This is a genomic window from Asanoa sp. NPDC049573, assembly GCF_040676615.1.
Lineage (GTDB): Bacteria > Actinomycetota > Actinomycetes > Mycobacteriales > Micromonosporaceae > Asanoa.
This window is the reverse complement of record NZ_JBFAPI010000005.1, coordinates 482,936-499,181: the sequence shown is the minus strand read 5'-3', so window position 1 is coordinate 499,181 and position 16,246 is coordinate 482,936. Positions and strand designations below refer to the sequence as shown.

Sequence of the window (16,246 nt, the reverse complement as noted above, 5' to 3'; positions counted from 1 at the left end):
CCCCATGACTGGTCGCGCCGTCGAAGCGCTGGAGAACGCCGGAGTCGCGCACCGGGTCGTCAGCCACGGCCCGGTGCGCAGCCTCGCCGAGGCCGCGGCGGCCCGGGGGGTGGAGATCCCCGACGTGGTGAAGACGATCGTGGTCCGGCGCGGCGAGGGCGACTACGTCTTCGTGCTGGTCCCCGGCGACCGGGTGATCTCCTGGCCCAAGCTCCGCGCGCTGCTCGGGGTGAGCCGGCTGTCGATGCCCGACGCGGCGACCGCCTTCGACGCGACCGGCTACGAGCGCGGCACGATCACCCCGTTCGGTTCGCTGGTCTCCTGGCCCGTGGTCGCCGACGAGCGGATGGCCGGGCGGGAGATCACGCTGGGCGCGGGCGAGCACGGTGTCGCCGTCGCGGTCGATGCCGACACCGCCCTGCGCGCGCTGGATGCGAGGATTTCGGACGTCTCCGATCCGGAACAAACCGACCGATAAACCACCGTTTCCGGAGAGTTCAGGCGGAAGCGATACGGTCGGAGGAGGCGTCCATCCCATATCGGCGCGCGCCGCTCCGTGTGTGGCGCCGGGGCCGGTAGCGTTCTGCGGGGCGCCGACCGCGGCGACACCGACGCGACACCGACCGCGCCTGAACACCGTGACACGAGGGGTACGCATGAACGGCGACCTTGGTCCGAACAACGAGATCCGGATCAACGGAGACGGCGACGGCGAGCGCAAGGCGCCACCCGGGGTCGTGGTGATCTTCGGGGCGTCCGGTGACCTCACCGAGCGCAAGCTGATGCCGGCGCTGGCCCGACTCGCCCAGTACAAGCGGCTGCCCGACGAGTTCCGCCTGGTCGGCGTCGCCCGCAGCCACCTGTCCGACGAAGAGTTCCGGCAGCGGTTCCCAGCCGGGCCGGCCGCCGAGGCGCCGGGCCTGGTGGAGAACATGCGCTACCTGAGCGGCGACTACGACAACCCGGACACCTTCCACCGGCTGCGCGACCTGCTCGACAGCTTCGACCGCGACGCCGGCACCGCCGGCAACCGGCTCTTCTACCTGGCCACGCCGCCGCAGGCGTTCGTACCCATAATCGAGAACCTGGCCGCCGCCGGGCTCAACCAGCCGGGCGCCCCCAACGGCTCGGCCCGGCTGGTGATCGAGAAGCCCTACGGCCACGACGAGGCCAGCGCGCGCGACCTCGACCGCCGCATCCACGCCGGGTTCGAAGAGGACCAGGTCTTCCGGATCGACCACTACCTGGGCAAAGACACCGTGCAGAACGTGATGGCGCTGCGCTTCGCCAACACGATCTTCCAGCCGATCTGGAACCGCACCTGGATCGACCAGGTGCAGATCACCGTGGCCGAGACGCTCGGCGTCGGCAGCCGGGGCGGCTTCTACGAGCACGCCGGCGCGATGCGCGACATCGTGCAGAACCACGTGCTCCAGGTGCTCGCGCTGGCGCTGATGGAGCCGCCCGCCTCGTTCGCGCCGGAGGCGTTGCGCAACGAGAAGGTCAAGCTCCTGCAGTCGATCCGGCACCCGGCGGACGGCGACATCGACCGGATCGCGGTGCGCGGTCAATACACCCGCGGCGGCACCAGCGGCGACCTGATGCCCGGCTATCGCGACGAGCAGGGCGTCGACCCGCTGTCCCGGACCGAGACCTACGCGGCCATGCGGCTCGACGTCGACAACTGGCGCTGGGCCGGCGTGCCGTTCTACGTGCGCACCGGCAAGCGGCTGCCGCGCCGGGTCACCGAGGTCGTGCTCCAGTTCACCCGGCCGCCGCACCTGCCGATCAGCGCCGCCCAGGTCACCGGCCTGCAGCCCGACGCGCTGATCCTGCGCATCCAGCCCGACGAGGGCATCACGCTGCGGTTCGGCGCCAAGGTGCCGGGCCACTCGTTCCGGGTGCGCACCGCGACGATGGAGTTCTCCTACGAGTCGACGTTCCGCGAGGAGTCGCCCGAGGCCTACGAGCGGTTGCTGCTCGACGCCCTGATCGGCGACCCGACGCTGTTCATCCGCTCCGACGAGGTGCTGCAGAGCTGGCGGATCGTCGACCCGATCATCGAGCACTGGGCCAACAGCCGCGGCCGGATCCCGCTCTACGAGGCCGCGTCCTGGGGCCCCGACGAGGCCGACCAGTTGCTCGCCCGCGACGGCCGGTCCTGGCACAACCCCGGCGGCCGCTGATGTCCTCGGTCTACGTGATCAACGGACCCAACCTCAACCTGCTCGGCCTGCGCCGGCCCGAGGTCTACGGCACCACCACGCTGGCCGACGTCGAGGACCTGTGCCGCGAGGAGGCCGGCAAGCTCGGGCTCGACCTCGAGTTCCTGCAGTCCAACCACGAGGGTCAGCTGGTCGACTGGGTGCAGGAGGCGGGCGCCCGGGTGGCGGCCGGCGAGTGCGTCGGCGCCGTCCTCAACGCGGGCGCCTACACGCACACGTCGATCGCGCTCCACGACGCGATCGAGGGTGCCAGCCTGCCGGTGGTCGAGGTGCACATCTCCAACGTGTTCGCCCGCGAGGAGTTCCGCCACCCGTCGTTCATCTCGCCCGTCGCCCGCGGCGTCGTGGTCGGCTTCGGCGTGCGGGGTTACGTGCTGGCCCTGCGGGGGCTAGTCGACGACTCCGGCCGCGCGTAACGCGGCGGTCTCGTCGTCGGGCACGCCCAGCTCGGCCAGGATCGCCTTCGTGTGCTCGCCCGGGCGCGGTGCCCGGCCCGGCGTCGGCGGCGCGGCCGGCACCTCTTCGGGGTCGGTCGCGAACCGCGGCGTCGGTGTCACCTGCGCAGCGCCGTCGTGCCCGGCGATTGGCGCGTAGAGCCCGCGGGCGGCCGCCTGCGGCGCGTGCGGCGCCTCGCCCGGCTCCAACACCGGCGTCACGCACGCGTCGGCCTCGGCGAACAGCTCGGCCCACTCGTCGCGGGTCGCGGTCGCGAACGCCGCCGTCAGCGCCGTGCGCAGCGCCGGCCAGCGGCTCGGGTCGCGGTGGGCGGCCACCAGGTCGGGGTCGCCGTCGAGGCCGAGGCCGGCGAGCAGGTTGAGGTAGAACCGGTGCTCGATCGAGCCGACCGCCACGTAGCCGCCGTCGGCGCAGCGGTAGACGTCGTAGTAGGGGCAACCGGTGTCGATCAGGTTGGTCCCCCGCCGGTCGGACCAGAGCCCGCTCGCCCGCAGCCCTTGCAGCATCGCCATCAGCGACGTGGTGCCGTCGTGCACGTTGGCGTCGACCACCCGCCCGCCGCCGGCCCAGAGCGCGCACATGATGCCGTAGACCAGGAAGAGCGCTCCGCCGCCGAAGTCGCCGACCAGGTTGAGCGGCGGCTGCGGCGGGCCGCCGGCCCGGCCGATGGCGGCCAGCGCGCCGGTCAGGCTGATGTAGTTGATGTCGTGCCCGGCCGCGCCGGCCAGCGGGCCGGTCTGCCCCCAGCCGCTCATCCGGGCGTAGACCAGCGCGGGTCGCACCGCCAGGCAGGGCACCGGGCCGATGCCGAGCCGCTCGGCCACCCCGGGCCGGAAGCTCTCCACCAGCACGTCGGCCCGGGCGACCAGGCGGAGCAGCAGGTCGGCGCCGGCGGGGGTCTTGAGGTCGAGCGCGATCGACCGGCGGCCGCGGTCGACGACCGGATTGAGCGGGTATTCGGGCGAGCCGCCGATGCGGTCGACCCGGATCACGTCGGCGCCCATGTCGGCCAGCAGCATGACAGCGTAGGGTGCCGGACCGACTCCGGTCAGTTCCACGACACTCAGGCCGGACAGCGGGCCCCTGGACATGCGCGGATGGCCTTAAGCTGAAGGGACTGGGGCCGGGCGTCGGGACGGGCGTCCGGCCCCAGGCCCACGTGGGCGGGTCAGCCGCAGGCAGCGCACGCCGAGATAGAGCAGCAGCCCATAGCCGGGCAGCGTGGGCAGGCCGCCGACCAGCGCGCCCCACAGCGACGTGCCGCGGCCGGGCGCGCCCATCGTGAGCACGAGGCCGGCGCCCAGCATCGCCAGCACGGTGACCACCGCGGCGACGCCGACGATCCGCACCAGCGGCGCCGCCGAGACGGCGCGCCGGGCCAGCGCGTGCATCAGCAGCAGGGCGACCGCGAAGCCGATGCTGGCCGCGACCAGGAACAGGTCGTTGGCGTGGGCCAGGTCGTGGTAGGCCCGGGTGGGCGCGACACCGGTGCTGGTCGACCGCCACATCAGCGTGGAAAGCGTCATGACCAGCGGCAGCGCGACCGCGAAGACCCAGGCGGTGCGCCAGGCCTGCGCGACCGCCAGCTCGGCCTGGAACTCCGGGGCGACCGTGCGCAGCGGGCCGAACTCGGCGACCGCCCGCCGCTGCGCCTCGGCCGGGTCGACCTCGGGCGAATCCGCCCGCACGGCCTCGGCCGCGTCGTGCAGCCCGTCGCGCACCTCGACGATCATGTCGTTCTTGCGCCGGCGCGGCCCGTGCAGCCGCCGGTCGAGCTCGCTGACGTAGCTGTCGATCGCGGTCACGGGCTCCATTGTGCCGGCCGATCCGGGCCGCGGACCAGTTTCAGCGGGTACGGGCCTGGTAGAGCTCGGTGTCGACGGCGACCCGGACCTCGTCGCCGAGGCGGGCCAGGATGTCGGCGAACAGGGCCGCGCGGGCCGGCGACGGCAGCGCGGCGTAGACCGTGCGGTTGGCCAGGGTGGCGACGTAGTCGACCGTCGGCATCGTGAGCTGCCAGCGGTAGACCCGCGACTCGCGGTGCACCAGGCCGTGTATCCCCGGCCACGGCCGCTCGTCGGGCAGCATCCCCTGGTCGAACCGGATCCCGGGCGCGTGCTCGCGGTGCGCGGCCTCGAGGTCTTCGGTGACCGCCGGGTCGGTGGTGCGGTCGCGGTTCCAGAACAGCGCGATGACCCCGCTCGGGCCGAGCACCTCGGCCGCCTTGCGCCAGCGGACCGCGGGGTCGACCCGGTGCCAGGCCTGCGCGCTGAACAGCAGGCCGAACTCGCGGTCCGGCACGTACTCCTCGAAGGTGCCGATCGACACCGTGACCGGCGCGCCCGCGACGCGGCGGGTGAGCACCGCGGCGCTGCGCGGGTTGGGTTCGATCGCCGTGACGGCCACGCCGCGGGCGACGAACTTGAGGGTCGCCCGGCCCGTGCCGGCGCCCACCTCGATCGCCGGCCGGCCGGCCAGTCGGGCGTATTCGACGACGTCGTCGACGAGCTGGTCGGGGTAGCCGAGACGGAGCCGGTCGTAGGAACCGACGCGGCGCATCCGCTCTGGCACTTCTGTCACTCGTCGTACCTATCATCCCGACCGCTGCCGGCGCACTCCGGTAGGCCACCTAGAATCGGCGGACCATGCGCTACGCGATGCTGATCCTGCCCTCGGCCAACCGGGTCTACGCCGAGTCCTCCGTCGAACTGACCGCCGCCGAGCTGGAGATCTTCGGTGCGGCGGTGCTCGGCGACGAGCTCACCGACGTCGCCACCGAGCGGATCGGCGGCGTGCCCTACGTGACGTTCGACTCGGCCGCCCTCGACGAGCGGGCGGTCGGGTTCCTGGCCAACCTGTCGTCGATCTACGCGCTCTTCGCCGTCGAGAACGGCGGGTTGCTGCGCCCGATGCCGCTGCGGCCGCTCGACCGCTTCGACGACGACCTGATCACCATCCCGAAGTACTCCGGGAAGACCAACGAGCAGTTCACCAAGCTGCTGCTGAACGCGACCCTGATGGGCTCGGCGTTCGCCGACCGGATGCTCGACCGGCGGTTCAGCGTGCTCGACCCCCTGGCCGGCCGGGGCACGACCCTGAACCAGGCGATGATGTACGGCTTCGACGCGCTGGGTGTCGACCGCGACCAGAAGGACTACGAGGCCTACAGCACGTTCATCCAGCGCTGGCTCAAGGAGAAGCGGATCAAGCACCGGACCGAGCAGGGGCCGGTGCGGCGCAACCACAAGGTGGTGGGCCGGCGGTTGCAGATCACCCTGGCCGCCGACAAGGCCGACTACCGGGCCGGCGACACCCAGCGGATCGACATGGTCAACTCCGACACGACCCGCACGCTGGAGTTCTGGAAGGCCGGCTCGGTCGACCTGGTCGTGGCCGACGCACCCTACGGCGTGCAGCACGGCAGCCGCACCCAGGAGACGGGCCTGACCCGCAGCCCGATCGAGTTGCTGCGGGCGGCGGCGCCGGTCTGGGCCGGCGCGCTGCGCCGGGGCGGCGCGCTCGGCCTGTCGTGGAACACCCACGTGGCCGACCGCGACGCCGCGGCGGAGGTGCTGGCCGGCGCCGGCCTGGAGGTGCTGGACTCGGCACCGCACCGCCGCCTCGCCCACCGCGTCGACCAGGCGATCCGCCGCGACGTTCTGATCGCCCGCAAGCCCGGCTAACGGGCCTCGTCATGCTCTCCCGGGCGCTAAGGTTGGCGGCCGTGAAATACATGCTGCTGATCTACAACAACCCCGCCGCGATCGACGCCATGTCCGAGCAGGAGCGCACCGGCCTGTTCGCCGAGGTCGACACGATCATGGCCGAGCTGACGGCCTCCGGCGAGCTGATCCGGGGCGAGGGACTGGCCGCGCAGGCCAAGACCGTACGCCTGCGCGGTGGTGTCGTGTCGACGACTGACGGGCCGTTCGTGGAGGCGAAAGAGCAGTTCGCCGGCTACATCGCGGTGGACGTCGCGACGCCCGAGCGGGCCGTCGAGATCGCCGCGCGGTGGCCGGACGCCCGCTGGGGCGCGATGGAGGTCCGCGAGATTATTGGCGGCTCCGAGGGCTGACCTGTCGAAGCGGCGTGGTCGGTTCCGACGTCCCGGGTGAAGTCACCCGATGGAGGAAGACATGACGACGCTCAAGGTTCCCGGTGCCACGATCTACCACGAGGTTCGCGGCACCGGCCCGACGTTGCTGCTGATCTGCGGCGGGGTCTATGACGCGGCCGGCTATGCGGGGCTGGCCCGGGCGCTGGCCGACCGCTACACGGTGCACACCTACGACCGGCGCGGCAACTCCCGCAGTCCGCTCGACGGCCCCGACGCGGCGCAGTCGCTGCCCGAGCACGCCGACGACGCGGCCGCGCTGCTCGACCTGGCCGGCGACGGGCCGGCGTACGTGTTCGGCAACAGCTCCGGCGCGATCATCGGCCTCGACCTGGCCGCGCGCTACCCCGGCAAGGTGCGCCGGCTGGTCGCGCACGAGCCGCCGCTGTTCGACCTGCTCCCCGAGCGCGACACGCTGATGGCGATGGTCGACGAGGTGGAGAAGACGTTCGCCGCCGAAGGACCGGCGGCGGCCAACGCGGTGCTGCAACGCGGCCTCGACATGGGCCCGGCCGACGACGCGCAGGAGCGCGCGCCGGGCGGCGGCCCCGCCGAGACGCCCGACCCGGAGACGCTGGCCATGTTCGGCCGCCTGGAGCACAACTTCGGGTTCTTCATCGGGTACGAGGTCCCACCGTTCAGCCGCTACGTCCCCGACTACGCGGCGCTGCGCGGCGTCGACATCGTGCCGGCGGCCGGCGAGGCGTCGGTGGGGCAGCCGCCGCACCGGGCGGCGTTAGCGCTCGGTGAGCGTCTCGGCACGGCGGCCGCGTCGGTGCCCGGCGACCACGGCGGTTTCGGCCAGCAGGTGCCGGCCTTCGCCGCGCGGCTCGACGGGCTGCTACGGGCGCAATAGCACCGGGCCGGCGTCGATCGCGACCCGGAACAGCGCGTACGGCGGTTGGCGCAGGTCCTTTCCGTCGTTGTACGGGGGTGCGCGGTGCAGTTGGTTGGCGGTCACGTAGACGTGGCCGTCGGTGGCCACCGAGAGGGTGTCCGGCCAGAGCAGCCGCGGGTCGTGCACGAGCGTCTCGAACTCACCGCCGGCCGTGCGCCGGAAGATGGCGTTCTGCTCGTACGCGGTGATGTAGAGGCGGTCGGCGTCGTCGGTCTCCAGGCCGTCGGCGCAGCTGCCCTTGTCGCCCTCGTCGACGACGGTGGCGGCGACGGCGGCGGCGTCCAGCGAGCGGTCGCAGAGCGCGTCGACCGAGACGCTGTAGAACCGCCGGGACATCAGGGGGCAGTAGAACAGCCGGCTGCCGTCGGCGGAGATGGCGATCCCGTCGCTGCCGAAGGTCACCGGCGCCGGTGCCGCGTCGCCGGGCCGGCTCATGAAGTAGCGACCCTCGACCACCGGCCGGCCGGCGTGCAGCGACGGCGCCTTGGTCGAGGGGTGGTCGTGCAGCCGGCGCCACGACTCGCCGGTGGCCAGGTCGACCACGATGATGCCGTTGGGACCGTGGTTGGCCGAGTCGGTCACGAACGCCATCCCCTGGTCGCCGCGACGCAGGTCGAAGCGGACGTCGTTGAGGTAGGTCGACGGCAACGCCACGTCGGTCGGGAAGGTGATCACCTGCGCGACCGCGTCGGTGTCGAGGTCGATCCGGACCAGCTTCGGCCCGCCGTGTCTGGTCGGCCGCAGGAACGGTGAGCCGGTGTCGACCACCCAGAGCCGGTCGAGCGGGTCGACGACCACGCACTGCACCGAGACGAAGGCGTGCCGGTCGTCGTCGGCGTCGGGCCGGTTCCAGGCCGCGTCCGGGAACGGCACCCGGGCGCCGTCGCGCAACTCGGCCACGGTGGCCGTGACGTCGTCGCCCCAGAGTGGATGGTTGACGAAGATGCGTCCGGTGTGCGAGACAGTGACACCGGTCGGCATCGGCGGCTCGATGGTGGCAACCAGTTCGAGGTTGCCGGTGGGCTGATCGGTGCTGGCCATCACCCTCGCCTACCCGTTGACGCGAGGCGATAACCAGCGTTTTTCGCAGATGATTTGTAAGGCAGTTTTGGCTCTTGGTCTTTCGGTTGACCCGATGTTACGGTCACCGACCGAACGCTTGCTTCTCCCGGAGGCCGCCGTGACCGATCTCGACCTACGCCTGGCCCGCCGGGCCGCCGGCAGCGGCGACGAGCTGAGCGCGATCCTCTCACTGGTCAACACGCCCGGCCTGATCACCTTCTCGGGTGGCTTCCCGGCACCGGAGATCTTCCCGGCCGGCTACGTCCGCGACCTCGCCGTCGGTGAACTCGGCAACGCGGCCCCGGTGGCACTGCAGTACACGCCGACCGAAGGGCTCGCGTCGTTCCGTACCCTGCTGGCGTCCTGGATCAAGTCGTCACAGGGCACGGCACCGGACGCGCTGATGGTGACCAGCGGCGGCATCGAGGCGCTCCAACTGATCTGCCGCACGTTGCTCGACCCCGGCGACCGCGTGCTGGTCGAGTCGCCGACCTACCTGGGCGCGATCACCGCGTTCAGCGGCTTCGAAGCGCGGATCGACGCGGTCGCCGCCGACGACGACGGCCTCGACCCGGCCGCGCTGGCCGCGGCGCTGGCCACCGGGCCGGCGCCGAAGCTGCTCTACGTGATCCCGGACTTCCAGAACCCGACCGGCGCCTGGCTGTCGACGCAGCGCCGGCACGAACTGGTCGCGCTGGCCCGCCGGCACGGCCTACTGGTGGTCGAAGACGTGGCCTACCGCGAGTTGGGCTTCACCGGCGAGCAGCGGCCGTCGCTCTGGTCGCTGGCACCCGACGTGGTCGTGCAGATCGGCACCTTTTCCAAGATCCTCTTTCCCGGCGTACGGCTCGGCTGGGCGGCCGGGCCGCCGGCGCTGATCCCGCACCTGGTGCGGGCCAAGCAGAACTCCGACCAGTGCGCCGGCGGGTTCGGGCAGTGGCTGGCCGAGTCGTTCCTGCGCGACGGCCGCCTCGACGGCCAGGTCGCGCTCGCCCGCCGCACCTACGCCCGGCGGTGGGCCGCGATGGAGGCCGGCCTGACCGCGCACCTGCCGCCGGGGTTCTCCTGGACCACCCCCCGCGGCGGCTTCTTCACCTGGGTCAGCGGGCCGCCGACCCTCGACACCGCGGCCCTGCTTCCCCGGGCCCGCGAGCTCGGCGTCGCCTTCGTGCCCGGCGCACCGTTCCACGCCCGCCGCGACACCCACCACAAGCTGCGGCTGGCGTTCAGCGCCACCACGCCCGACGAGATCGCCGAAGGCACCCGGCGGCTCGGCGCGTTGTTGTCGTCCTGAGGAGGATCTCCATGAGCACCGCGGAATCGCATTTCGGAAGCGCCGGCGGTACACCCACCACGCCCGGCCGGTTCGTCGACCGCACGAAGATCGACCCACACGAGATCCTGCCGGGCCTGAACTTCCAGCCCGTGCTGGGCGAGAAGAGCCTGCTCAACTTCGTCACCTTCGACGCGCACGCCGAGGCGCCCCGGCACAGCCACGAGGAGGAGCAGGTCGTGCTCGTCCTGGAGGGCGAGATCGAGTTCGAGATCGACGGCGAGGTCCGGGTGCTCACCGCCGGCGACGTCGCGGTGATCCCGCCGTGGGTGCCGCACGGCGCCCGCACCACCGGCACACCGTGTCTCGAGGTCGACTTCTTCACGCCGCCCCGGGCGACGCTGCTCGACCAGGCTCGCGCCGCCGCCGAAAAGGGCGACGCGTGAAGCTGGGCCTTTCCGGCCGGCACGCGCTGGTCACCGGCGGCAGCAAGGGCATCGGCTACGGCATCGCCGCGGAGCTGCTGGCCGAGGGCGCGTCGGTGACCATCTGCGCCCGCACCGCCGACGAGGTGGCCGCCGCGGCCACATCCCTCGGCGGCCCGGTGTCCGGCCACGCCTGCGACGTCACCGACCCGGCCGCGGTCGAGGCGCTGGTCGCCGCCGCGGCGGGCGAGCGCGGCGGGATCGACATCCTGGTCAACAACGCCGGCGGGGCGCACCCGGGCGGCTTCGAAGACCTGACCGACGACGACTGGAAACGCGACCTCGACGTCAAGCTCTTCTCCCAGATCCGCTGCACCCGCGCCGCCCTGCCACACCTGCGGCGCAGCGCCGCACCCCGGGTGATCAACATCAACGCGGTGTACGCCCGCTACCCCGACCCGGCGTTCTTCGCCACCTCGGTCAACCGGGCCGCGTGCCACAACCTGACCAAGGTCCTGGCCCAGCAGTACGGCCCCGAGCGGATCCTGGTCAACAGCGTCAACATCGGCTTCGTGGTCACGCCGCAGTGGGAGAACATCCGGGCCCGCCGGGCGCCGGACCTGACCCCCGACGAGTTCTTCGCGAAACTGGCCGCCGAAGAGGTGCCGCTGGGCCGGTTCGGCGCGGTCGACGAGGTCTCCGGCCTGGTCGCGTTCCTGGCCAGCGACCGCGCCAGCTACATCACCGGCGCCTCGATCGACGTCGCGGGCGGGATGGGCAAGTATTCCTAAGGGTTGTCGCGCAGTTCGGCGATCAGGCCGTGGACGAACTCCTTGCGCGGGGTCTCGGCCAGGCTGAGCAGGGTCTCGGTGCGGGAGACGCCGGGGATCTGCCAGATCCCCTCGAGCAGGATCGCGCGCAGGTGGGCCTGGTCGCGCACCCGCAGCCGGGCCAGCAGGTCGATCGAGCCGGTAACCACGCTGACTTCCTCGACCTCGGGAATGGCGTGCAGAGCGCGAATTATCGCGGCCTGGTCGGTGGCCGCGATGACGGAGAGGAAAACCTGCATCGGAAAGCCGAGCGCGGCCCAGTCGATATCGGCGCGGTAGCCGCGGATCACGCCCAGCCGTTCGAGGCGCGCGATCCGGTCACCCACCGCCGGCGGCGACATCTGCAGCTCACGGGCCAGACCCCGCTGGCTCGTGCGGGCATCCTGAACGAGCAACTCCAGCAGGCGAAGGTCGACGGCGTCGAGCGTGGCCGGCGCGACCGGCGTGCTCACGACATCGGCGATCGCCGCCAGCGGGCTGCGCTTTTTCCGCGCGTCTTCCGTCACGCCGGAATCCAATAACACCGCCGCGACCATGTCAAAGAACGCTTTTCGGCGCGGTACCCGGTGGGCCGGCTGTCCCATGTGGCCGGTTGCCCGATCATGCGCGTGCCCGCAGCGGCCGAATCGTTGGCGGTTGTACGGACAGTCGGGCGTGCCGGCTGGCGTACGTGTGCCAAAAGCCGAGGAAGTTACCCCGTAGGCATTATCGAATGCCCACTGTTCGATATAACGTGTCACCGAGCGAGGCGGTCGTTACCGCGACCGCGACTGTTGGGTCCCCCTGCCCCGAGAGGCTCCGCATGGCTCCTTCCCTCAGAAAGGGTTTCGCCGTCACCGCGGCGGCCCTGCTCGCCCTGGCGTTGCTGCCGGGCGTCGCCGCCGCCGACCCGGATCCACGGATCGGTCTCGGCGGCGGCTGGCTCGACGCCCAAGAGGCGGCGAGCAACATCGAGCACCTCGCCCACGTCGACAAGCCGGCCGGCGCCTTCGACCCGGCCAACCCGTCGAACTTCTCCTACGTCGCCTCCGACATGGCGTTCAGCGGCACGCACGCGTTCATGGGCGGCTACAACGGCTTCACCGTCTTCGACGTGTCGAACCCGTCGTCGCCGTCGATCGTGACCAACGTGATCTGCCCCGGCGGGCAGGGCGACGTCTCGGTTTACGGCAACCTGCTGTTCATGTCGGTCGAGGAGACCCGGGGCCGGGTCGACTGCGGCACCGACGCGACCGTCGGCCAGCGCTTCCAGGGCGTCCGCGTCTTCGACATCAGCAACGTGGCCAGCCCCCAGCAGGTGGCGGCCGTCCAGCTGTGCCGCGGTTCGCACACGCACTCGCTGGTCACCGACCCCAAGGACGCGTCCAACGTCTACGTGTACGTGTCCGGCACGGCCGGTGTCCGCAACGACGGCCTGGCCGGCTGCAACAACAACCCGGCGGCCGGCGAGAACCCGTCGCGCTGGCGGATCGACGTGATCAAGGTTCCGCTCGCCGCTCCCCAGACGGCGGCCGTGGTCAACAACCCGCGGCTGTTCGCCGACGAGACCACCGGGGCGGTCGACGGCCTGCAGAACCAGCCGCCGGCGCCGCGGCACCCGTCGGGCAGCAACTGGAGCCCGTCACCGGTCACCGACGCCTGCCACGACATCACCGCCTACCCGGCCCTCGGGCTGGCGGCCGGCGCCTGCGAGGGCAACGGCATCCTGATCGACATCTCCGACCCGGCCAACCCGAAGCGGCTCGACGAGGTCTCCGACCCCAACTTCGCGTACTGGCACTCGGCGACGATCAACAACGACGGCACCAAGGTCGTCTTCACCGACGAGTGGGGTGGTGGCACCGGTGCCCGGTGCCGCGACACCGACCTGCCCGAGTGGGGCGCCGACGCCATCTTCGACATCGTCGACGGGAAGATGCAGTTCCGCAGCTACTACAAGCTGCCGGTGCCGCAGACGGTGCAGGAGAACTGCGTGGCACACAACGGCTCGCTGGTTCCCGTTCCGGGCCGCGACATCATGGTCCAGGCGTGGTACCAGGGCGGCCTGTCGCTGATGGACTTCACCGACTCGGCGCACCCGAAGGAGATCGCCTTCTTCGACCGCGGTCCGCTCAACCCCAACACCCTCTCGCTCGCCGGTTTCTGGTCGGCCTACTGGTACAACGGCCAGATCTACGGCAGTGAGATCGCGCGCGGCTTCGACACCTTCGGGCTCAAGCCGAGCGGGGAGCTCAGCGCGGCCGAGATCCAGGCCGCCCGCGAGGTGCAGGCGCCGCGCCTCAACGCGCAGCACCAGCAGAAGATCACGTGGACGCCGAGCCTGGCGACCGCGCGGGCGCGTTACGACCAACTCGCCCGCACCTGCACCTCGACGGTCACCGGCAACCGCAACGGCGGCCTGGTGGTCGACGGCGTGACCTGCCTCGACGGCGCCACCGTCCGGGGCGCGATCACGGTCCGGCCGGGTGCGTCGCTGCTGTCGATCAACTCGTCGATCAGCGGTGGGCTGTCGTCGGCCTCGGCCTCGGCGCTGCACCTCTACGACACCACGGTCAACGGCGCGGTCTCGGTGAGCGGCACGACCGGCAGCCTGGCGGTCGTCGACTCCACCATCCGGGGCGCGGTATCGCTGAGCGGGGCGCGCACGCCGGGCGTCGAGCCGGTCATCGCCGGCAACGAGGTCAACGGCATCCTGTCCTGCTCCGACAACACCCCGGCGCCGATCAACGTCGGTTCCCGGAACACGGTGCGTGGGCTGGCCGCCGGCCAGTGCGCGAGCCTGGACTAGGTCACCCGGTCGCGGCGCTCTCCTCGGGGCGCCGCGACCGGTGGGCGGCGGACGCCGCGCCACGCGGGCCATCCCCCCGGACCGCGCCGCGACGTCCGCACCAGGCCGGGGCGCCCACCCCGCTCCCCCCGCAGGGTGGGCCCCCGGCCTTTGCTCTGCACCCTCACAGGAAGCGCGCGGGGTGTCCGCCGCTACCCACGGGGTGCAGAGCAACCGCAATGCACCCCGCAGGAAGCGCGCGGGAGCCCGCCTCGCTCCCCACGAGGGTGCAGAGCAACTGCAATGCAGCCTTACAGGAAGCGCGCGGACGCCCCACCTCGCTCCCCACGGGGGTGCAAAAAGAATTGCAATGCCACCCTTACAGGAAGCGCGCGGACGCCCACCTCGCTCCCCACGGGGGTGCAGAGCAATTGCGATGCCACCCTTACAGGAAGCCTGCGGACGCCCACCTCGCTCCCCACGGGGGTGCAGAGCAATTGCTCTGCACCCGTGCAGGAAGCGCGCGGGCGTCCGGCCGGTTCCCGCAGGGGTGCAGAGCAAAGCCTCGCGAAGGCCGTCCTGTCCGTGCACCCCGGAACCGTTCGAGGATCCATGCCGCAACCGCTCAGCCGCCGCACCGTTGTCTCGTTCGTCGCCGTCGCCGTTGTCGCCGCCGCCGTCGGTGTTGCCGTCGCGGTCACCCGTGACGACTCGCCCGCCGCCGGCACCACCGCCGGGCCGCCGGTCCGGGTGGTGCAGCCCGGCGCGCCGGGCGCGTCCTCGCGCACTCTCTCCCCCGACGAGGTCGCGCGGATCTCCGCGCCGCCGCACGCGCCGGCCGACACCGACTTCATGCAAAAGATGATCACGCATCACCTGCAGGCGCTGGAGTTGACCGCGCTGGTCGCCGGTCGCAGCGCCAGTGCCGACATCCCGCAGCTCGCCAAGCGGATCGAGGTGTCCCAGAAGGACGAGATCGCCCAGCTCCAGCAGTGGCTGGTCGACCGGGGCGAGCAACTGCCCGAGCCGCACCAGAACCACGTCGGCCACGGCAACCTGATGCCCGGCATGCTCGACGCGACCGACCTCGACAAGCTGGCGGCGGCCCACGGGCCCGCGTTCGACACGCTGTTCCTGCAGCTGATGATCCGCCATCACGAGGGCGCGCTGACCATGGTCAACCAGCTCTACCAGGCCGGCGGCGGCGTCGAGTCGGCCAGCGACCGGGTGGCCCGGGAGGTCACCGCCGACCAGTCCATCGAGATCCGCCGGATGCGGGACATGCTCGGCTGAACGCCTCCTCCGCATCGATTCCGTCACTTTAGGTAGCGATCTGGCCACCCAAGGTGATAGAAATACGTGGATTCGTCGATGCGGAGGGAGCGCGCCGATGCGCGTCGAGATGCTCTCCGACCACGGTGGGGCGCTCCTGCGCGGGTCCCGCGACCGGCTGCGCGGCGCCGTCGCCATCGCGCAGCTCGAATACCGGCAGGCCTGGGCGCACGTGCGGGCGGTGCACCGCGCCCGGTCGCTGTGGCGCCGGGTGCGCGGCGCCGCGCCGGCCGCCGAGCAGCAGCCCGGGTCGCCGGGCGGCACCTGGCAGGAGGTGCTGCTCGCGCGGGAGGACCGCGTGGCCACCTGCTGGGGCGGGGACCCGTTGACCGCGGCGCTCGGCGTGCTGCCCGACGACTGGGTGATGCTGCGCGGCTACCGCAACCGGCGCGGCGAGACCGACCACGTGCTGGTCGGCCCGCAGGGCATCTGGGCGGTGGCGGTCAAGCGGCGGCGGATCCGGCTGCACGCGGTCGGCGACCGGTGGTGGTGGGAGAAGCTCGACGCCCGCGGCCGCAGCATCGAGACCGGCTGGGCCGTGGAGGGCGGCCGCAGTTGGGCCCGCCAGGTCAACGACATCGCCGACGACCTCGCGGCCTGGCTGCGCCGCAACCGCCATGACGTGCCGGTGCGCACCGCCGTGGTGCTGCTGCACGAGCAGGCCCAACTCGGCCGCTGCCAGGACCCGACGGTCAGCCTGGTCGGAACCGGACCGACGCAGCTGCTCGAGGCGCTGGCCCGTTACGCGGCACCGCTCGCGGCGCCGGAGATCGCCGACCTGGTCCGCCGCGACCACGCCTTCCATCAACGTCGGCGCGACCGCCGGCTGTAAGACCCGCCCGCGCGGAAACGGGGGCGCGCGGC

17 protein-coding genes are annotated in these 16,246 nt (G+C 72.0%); 12 read left to right on the top strand and 5 right to left on the bottom strand.

Annotated elements, in window-relative coordinates:
- The first annotated feature begins 4 nt into the window (after window positions 1-4).
- The 3 genes from AB0J74_RS15280 to aroQ all read left to right on the top strand — a co-directional run bounded on the left by AB0J74_RS15280 (window position 5) and on the right by aroQ (window position 2,641).
- Window positions 5-478 carry a YbaK/EbsC family protein gene (locus AB0J74_RS15280; RefSeq protein ID WP_363448338.1) on the top strand — a complete coding sequence of 158 codons (474 nt, stop codon included), beginning with the start codon at window positions 5-7 and terminating at the stop codon, window positions 476-478.
- Between the two features lie 178 nt (window positions 479-656).
- The gene (gene zwf, locus AB0J74_RS15275) at window positions 657-2,186 is read left to right on the top strand and encodes a glucose-6-phosphate dehydrogenase (RefSeq protein WP_363448337.1); all 1,530 of its coding nucleotides are present in this window, start codon (window positions 657-659) and stop codon (window positions 2,184-2,186) included.
- Entirely contained in the window at window positions 2,186-2,641 is a 456-nt protein-coding gene (aroQ, locus tag AB0J74_RS15270; protein WP_363448336.1) for a type II 3-dehydroquinate dehydratase, read from the top strand. Before zwf ends, aroQ begins: the two co-directional genes overlap by 1 nt.
- On the opposite strand, the gene AB0J74_RS15265 is transcribed toward aroQ, so the two are convergent.
- Genes AB0J74_RS15265 through AB0J74_RS15255 form a run of 3 tightly spaced genes read right to left on the bottom strand, consistent with a single transcriptional unit; the run spans window position 2,615 to window position 5,261 of the window.
- A complete protein-coding gene (locus tag AB0J74_RS15265) occupies window positions 2,615-3,772 on the bottom strand; it encodes a CaiB/BaiF CoA-transferase family protein (RefSeq protein WP_363448335.1) in 1,158 nt (385 codons plus the stop codon). The genes aroQ and AB0J74_RS15265 overlap by 27 nt on opposite strands.
- A gap of 12 nt (window positions 3,773-3,784) precedes the next feature.
- Complete coding sequence (locus AB0J74_RS15260; protein WP_363448334.1) at window positions 3,785-4,486, bottom strand: hypothetical protein; 702 nt, start codon at window positions 4,484-4,486, stop codon at window positions 3,785-3,787.
- 40 nt (window positions 4,487-4,526) lie between these two features.
- Window positions 4,527-5,261: a methyltransferase domain-containing protein gene (locus tag AB0J74_RS15255; protein WP_363448333.1), complete on the bottom strand. Its 735-nt coding sequence runs from the start codon at window positions 5,259-5,261 to the stop codon at window positions 4,527-4,529.
- A 65-nt stretch (window positions 5,262-5,326) separates the two neighbouring features.
- On the opposite strand from AB0J74_RS15255, the gene AB0J74_RS15250 reads away from it, so the two are divergent.
- The 3 genes from AB0J74_RS15250 (at window position 5,327) to AB0J74_RS15240 (ending at window position 7,651) form a co-directional block, all read left to right on the top strand.
- Complete coding sequence (locus AB0J74_RS15250; RefSeq protein ID WP_363448332.1) at window positions 5,327-6,364, top strand: SAM-dependent methyltransferase; 1,038 nt, start codon at window positions 5,327-5,329, stop codon at window positions 6,362-6,364.
- 50 nt (window positions 6,365-6,414) lie between these two features.
- Entirely contained in the window at window positions 6,415-6,756 is a 342-nt protein-coding gene (locus tag AB0J74_RS15245) for a YciI family protein (RefSeq protein WP_363448385.1), read from the top strand.
- Window positions 6,757-6,817: 61 nt separating this feature from the next.
- Window positions 6,818-7,651, top strand: a complete 834-nt coding sequence (locus AB0J74_RS15240) for an alpha/beta hydrolase (protein ID WP_363448331.1) — start codon at window positions 6,818-6,820, stop codon at window positions 7,649-7,651.
- On the opposite strand, the gene AB0J74_RS15235 is transcribed toward AB0J74_RS15240, so the two are convergent.
- A complete protein-coding gene (locus AB0J74_RS15235; RefSeq protein WP_363448330.1) occupies window positions 7,637-8,734 on the bottom strand; it encodes an L-dopachrome tautomerase-related protein in 1,098 nt (365 codons plus the stop codon). The genes AB0J74_RS15240 and AB0J74_RS15235 overlap by 15 nt on opposite strands.
- A 139-nt stretch (window positions 8,735-8,873) precedes the next feature.
- Here AB0J74_RS15235 and AB0J74_RS15230 point away from each other — a divergent pair, with 139 nt between their 5' ends.
- Genes AB0J74_RS15230 through AB0J74_RS15220 form a run of 3 tightly spaced genes read left to right on the top strand, consistent with a single transcriptional unit; the run spans window position 8,874 to window position 11,244 of the window.
- Window positions 8,874-10,049, top strand: coding sequence for a PLP-dependent aminotransferase family protein (locus tag AB0J74_RS15230; protein WP_363448329.1), 1,176 nt, complete (start codon window positions 8,874-8,876; stop codon window positions 10,047-10,049).
- An 11-nt stretch (window positions 10,050-10,060) separates the two neighbouring features.
- Window positions 10,061-10,474, top strand: coding sequence for a cupin domain-containing protein (locus AB0J74_RS15225; RefSeq protein WP_363448328.1), 414 nt, complete (start codon window positions 10,061-10,063; stop codon window positions 10,472-10,474).
- Entirely contained in the window at window positions 10,471-11,244 is a 774-nt protein-coding gene (locus AB0J74_RS15220; protein ID WP_363448327.1) for an SDR family oxidoreductase, read from the top strand. Before AB0J74_RS15225 ends, AB0J74_RS15220 begins: the two co-directional genes overlap by 4 nt.
- Here the strand turns inward: AB0J74_RS15220 and AB0J74_RS15215 are convergent.
- A complete protein-coding gene (locus AB0J74_RS15215) occupies window positions 11,241-11,819 on the bottom strand; it encodes an Lrp/AsnC family transcriptional regulator (protein ID WP_363448326.1) in 579 nt (192 codons plus the stop codon). The genes AB0J74_RS15220 and AB0J74_RS15215 overlap by 4 nt on opposite strands.
- Before the next feature lie 266 nt (window positions 11,820-12,085).
- On the opposite strand from AB0J74_RS15215, the gene AB0J74_RS15210 reads away from it, so the two are divergent.
- The 3 genes from AB0J74_RS15210 (at window position 12,086) to AB0J74_RS15200 (ending at window position 16,214) form a co-directional block, all read left to right on the top strand.
- Complete coding sequence (locus tag AB0J74_RS15210; RefSeq protein ID WP_363448325.1) at window positions 12,086-14,071, top strand: hypothetical protein; 1,986 nt, start codon at window positions 12,086-12,088, stop codon at window positions 14,069-14,071.
- Between the two features lie 591 nt (window positions 14,072-14,662).
- On the top strand, window positions 14,663-15,343 hold the full coding sequence (locus AB0J74_RS15205) for a DUF305 domain-containing protein (RefSeq protein ID WP_363448324.1): 681 nt from the start codon (window positions 14,663-14,665) through the stop codon (window positions 15,341-15,343).
- A gap of 97 nt (window positions 15,344-15,440) precedes the next feature.
- Entirely contained in the window at window positions 15,441-16,214 is a 774-nt protein-coding gene (locus AB0J74_RS15200; protein ID WP_363448323.1) for a nuclease-related domain-containing protein, read from the top strand.
- The last annotated feature ends 32 nt before the right edge of the window (window positions 16,215-16,246 follow it).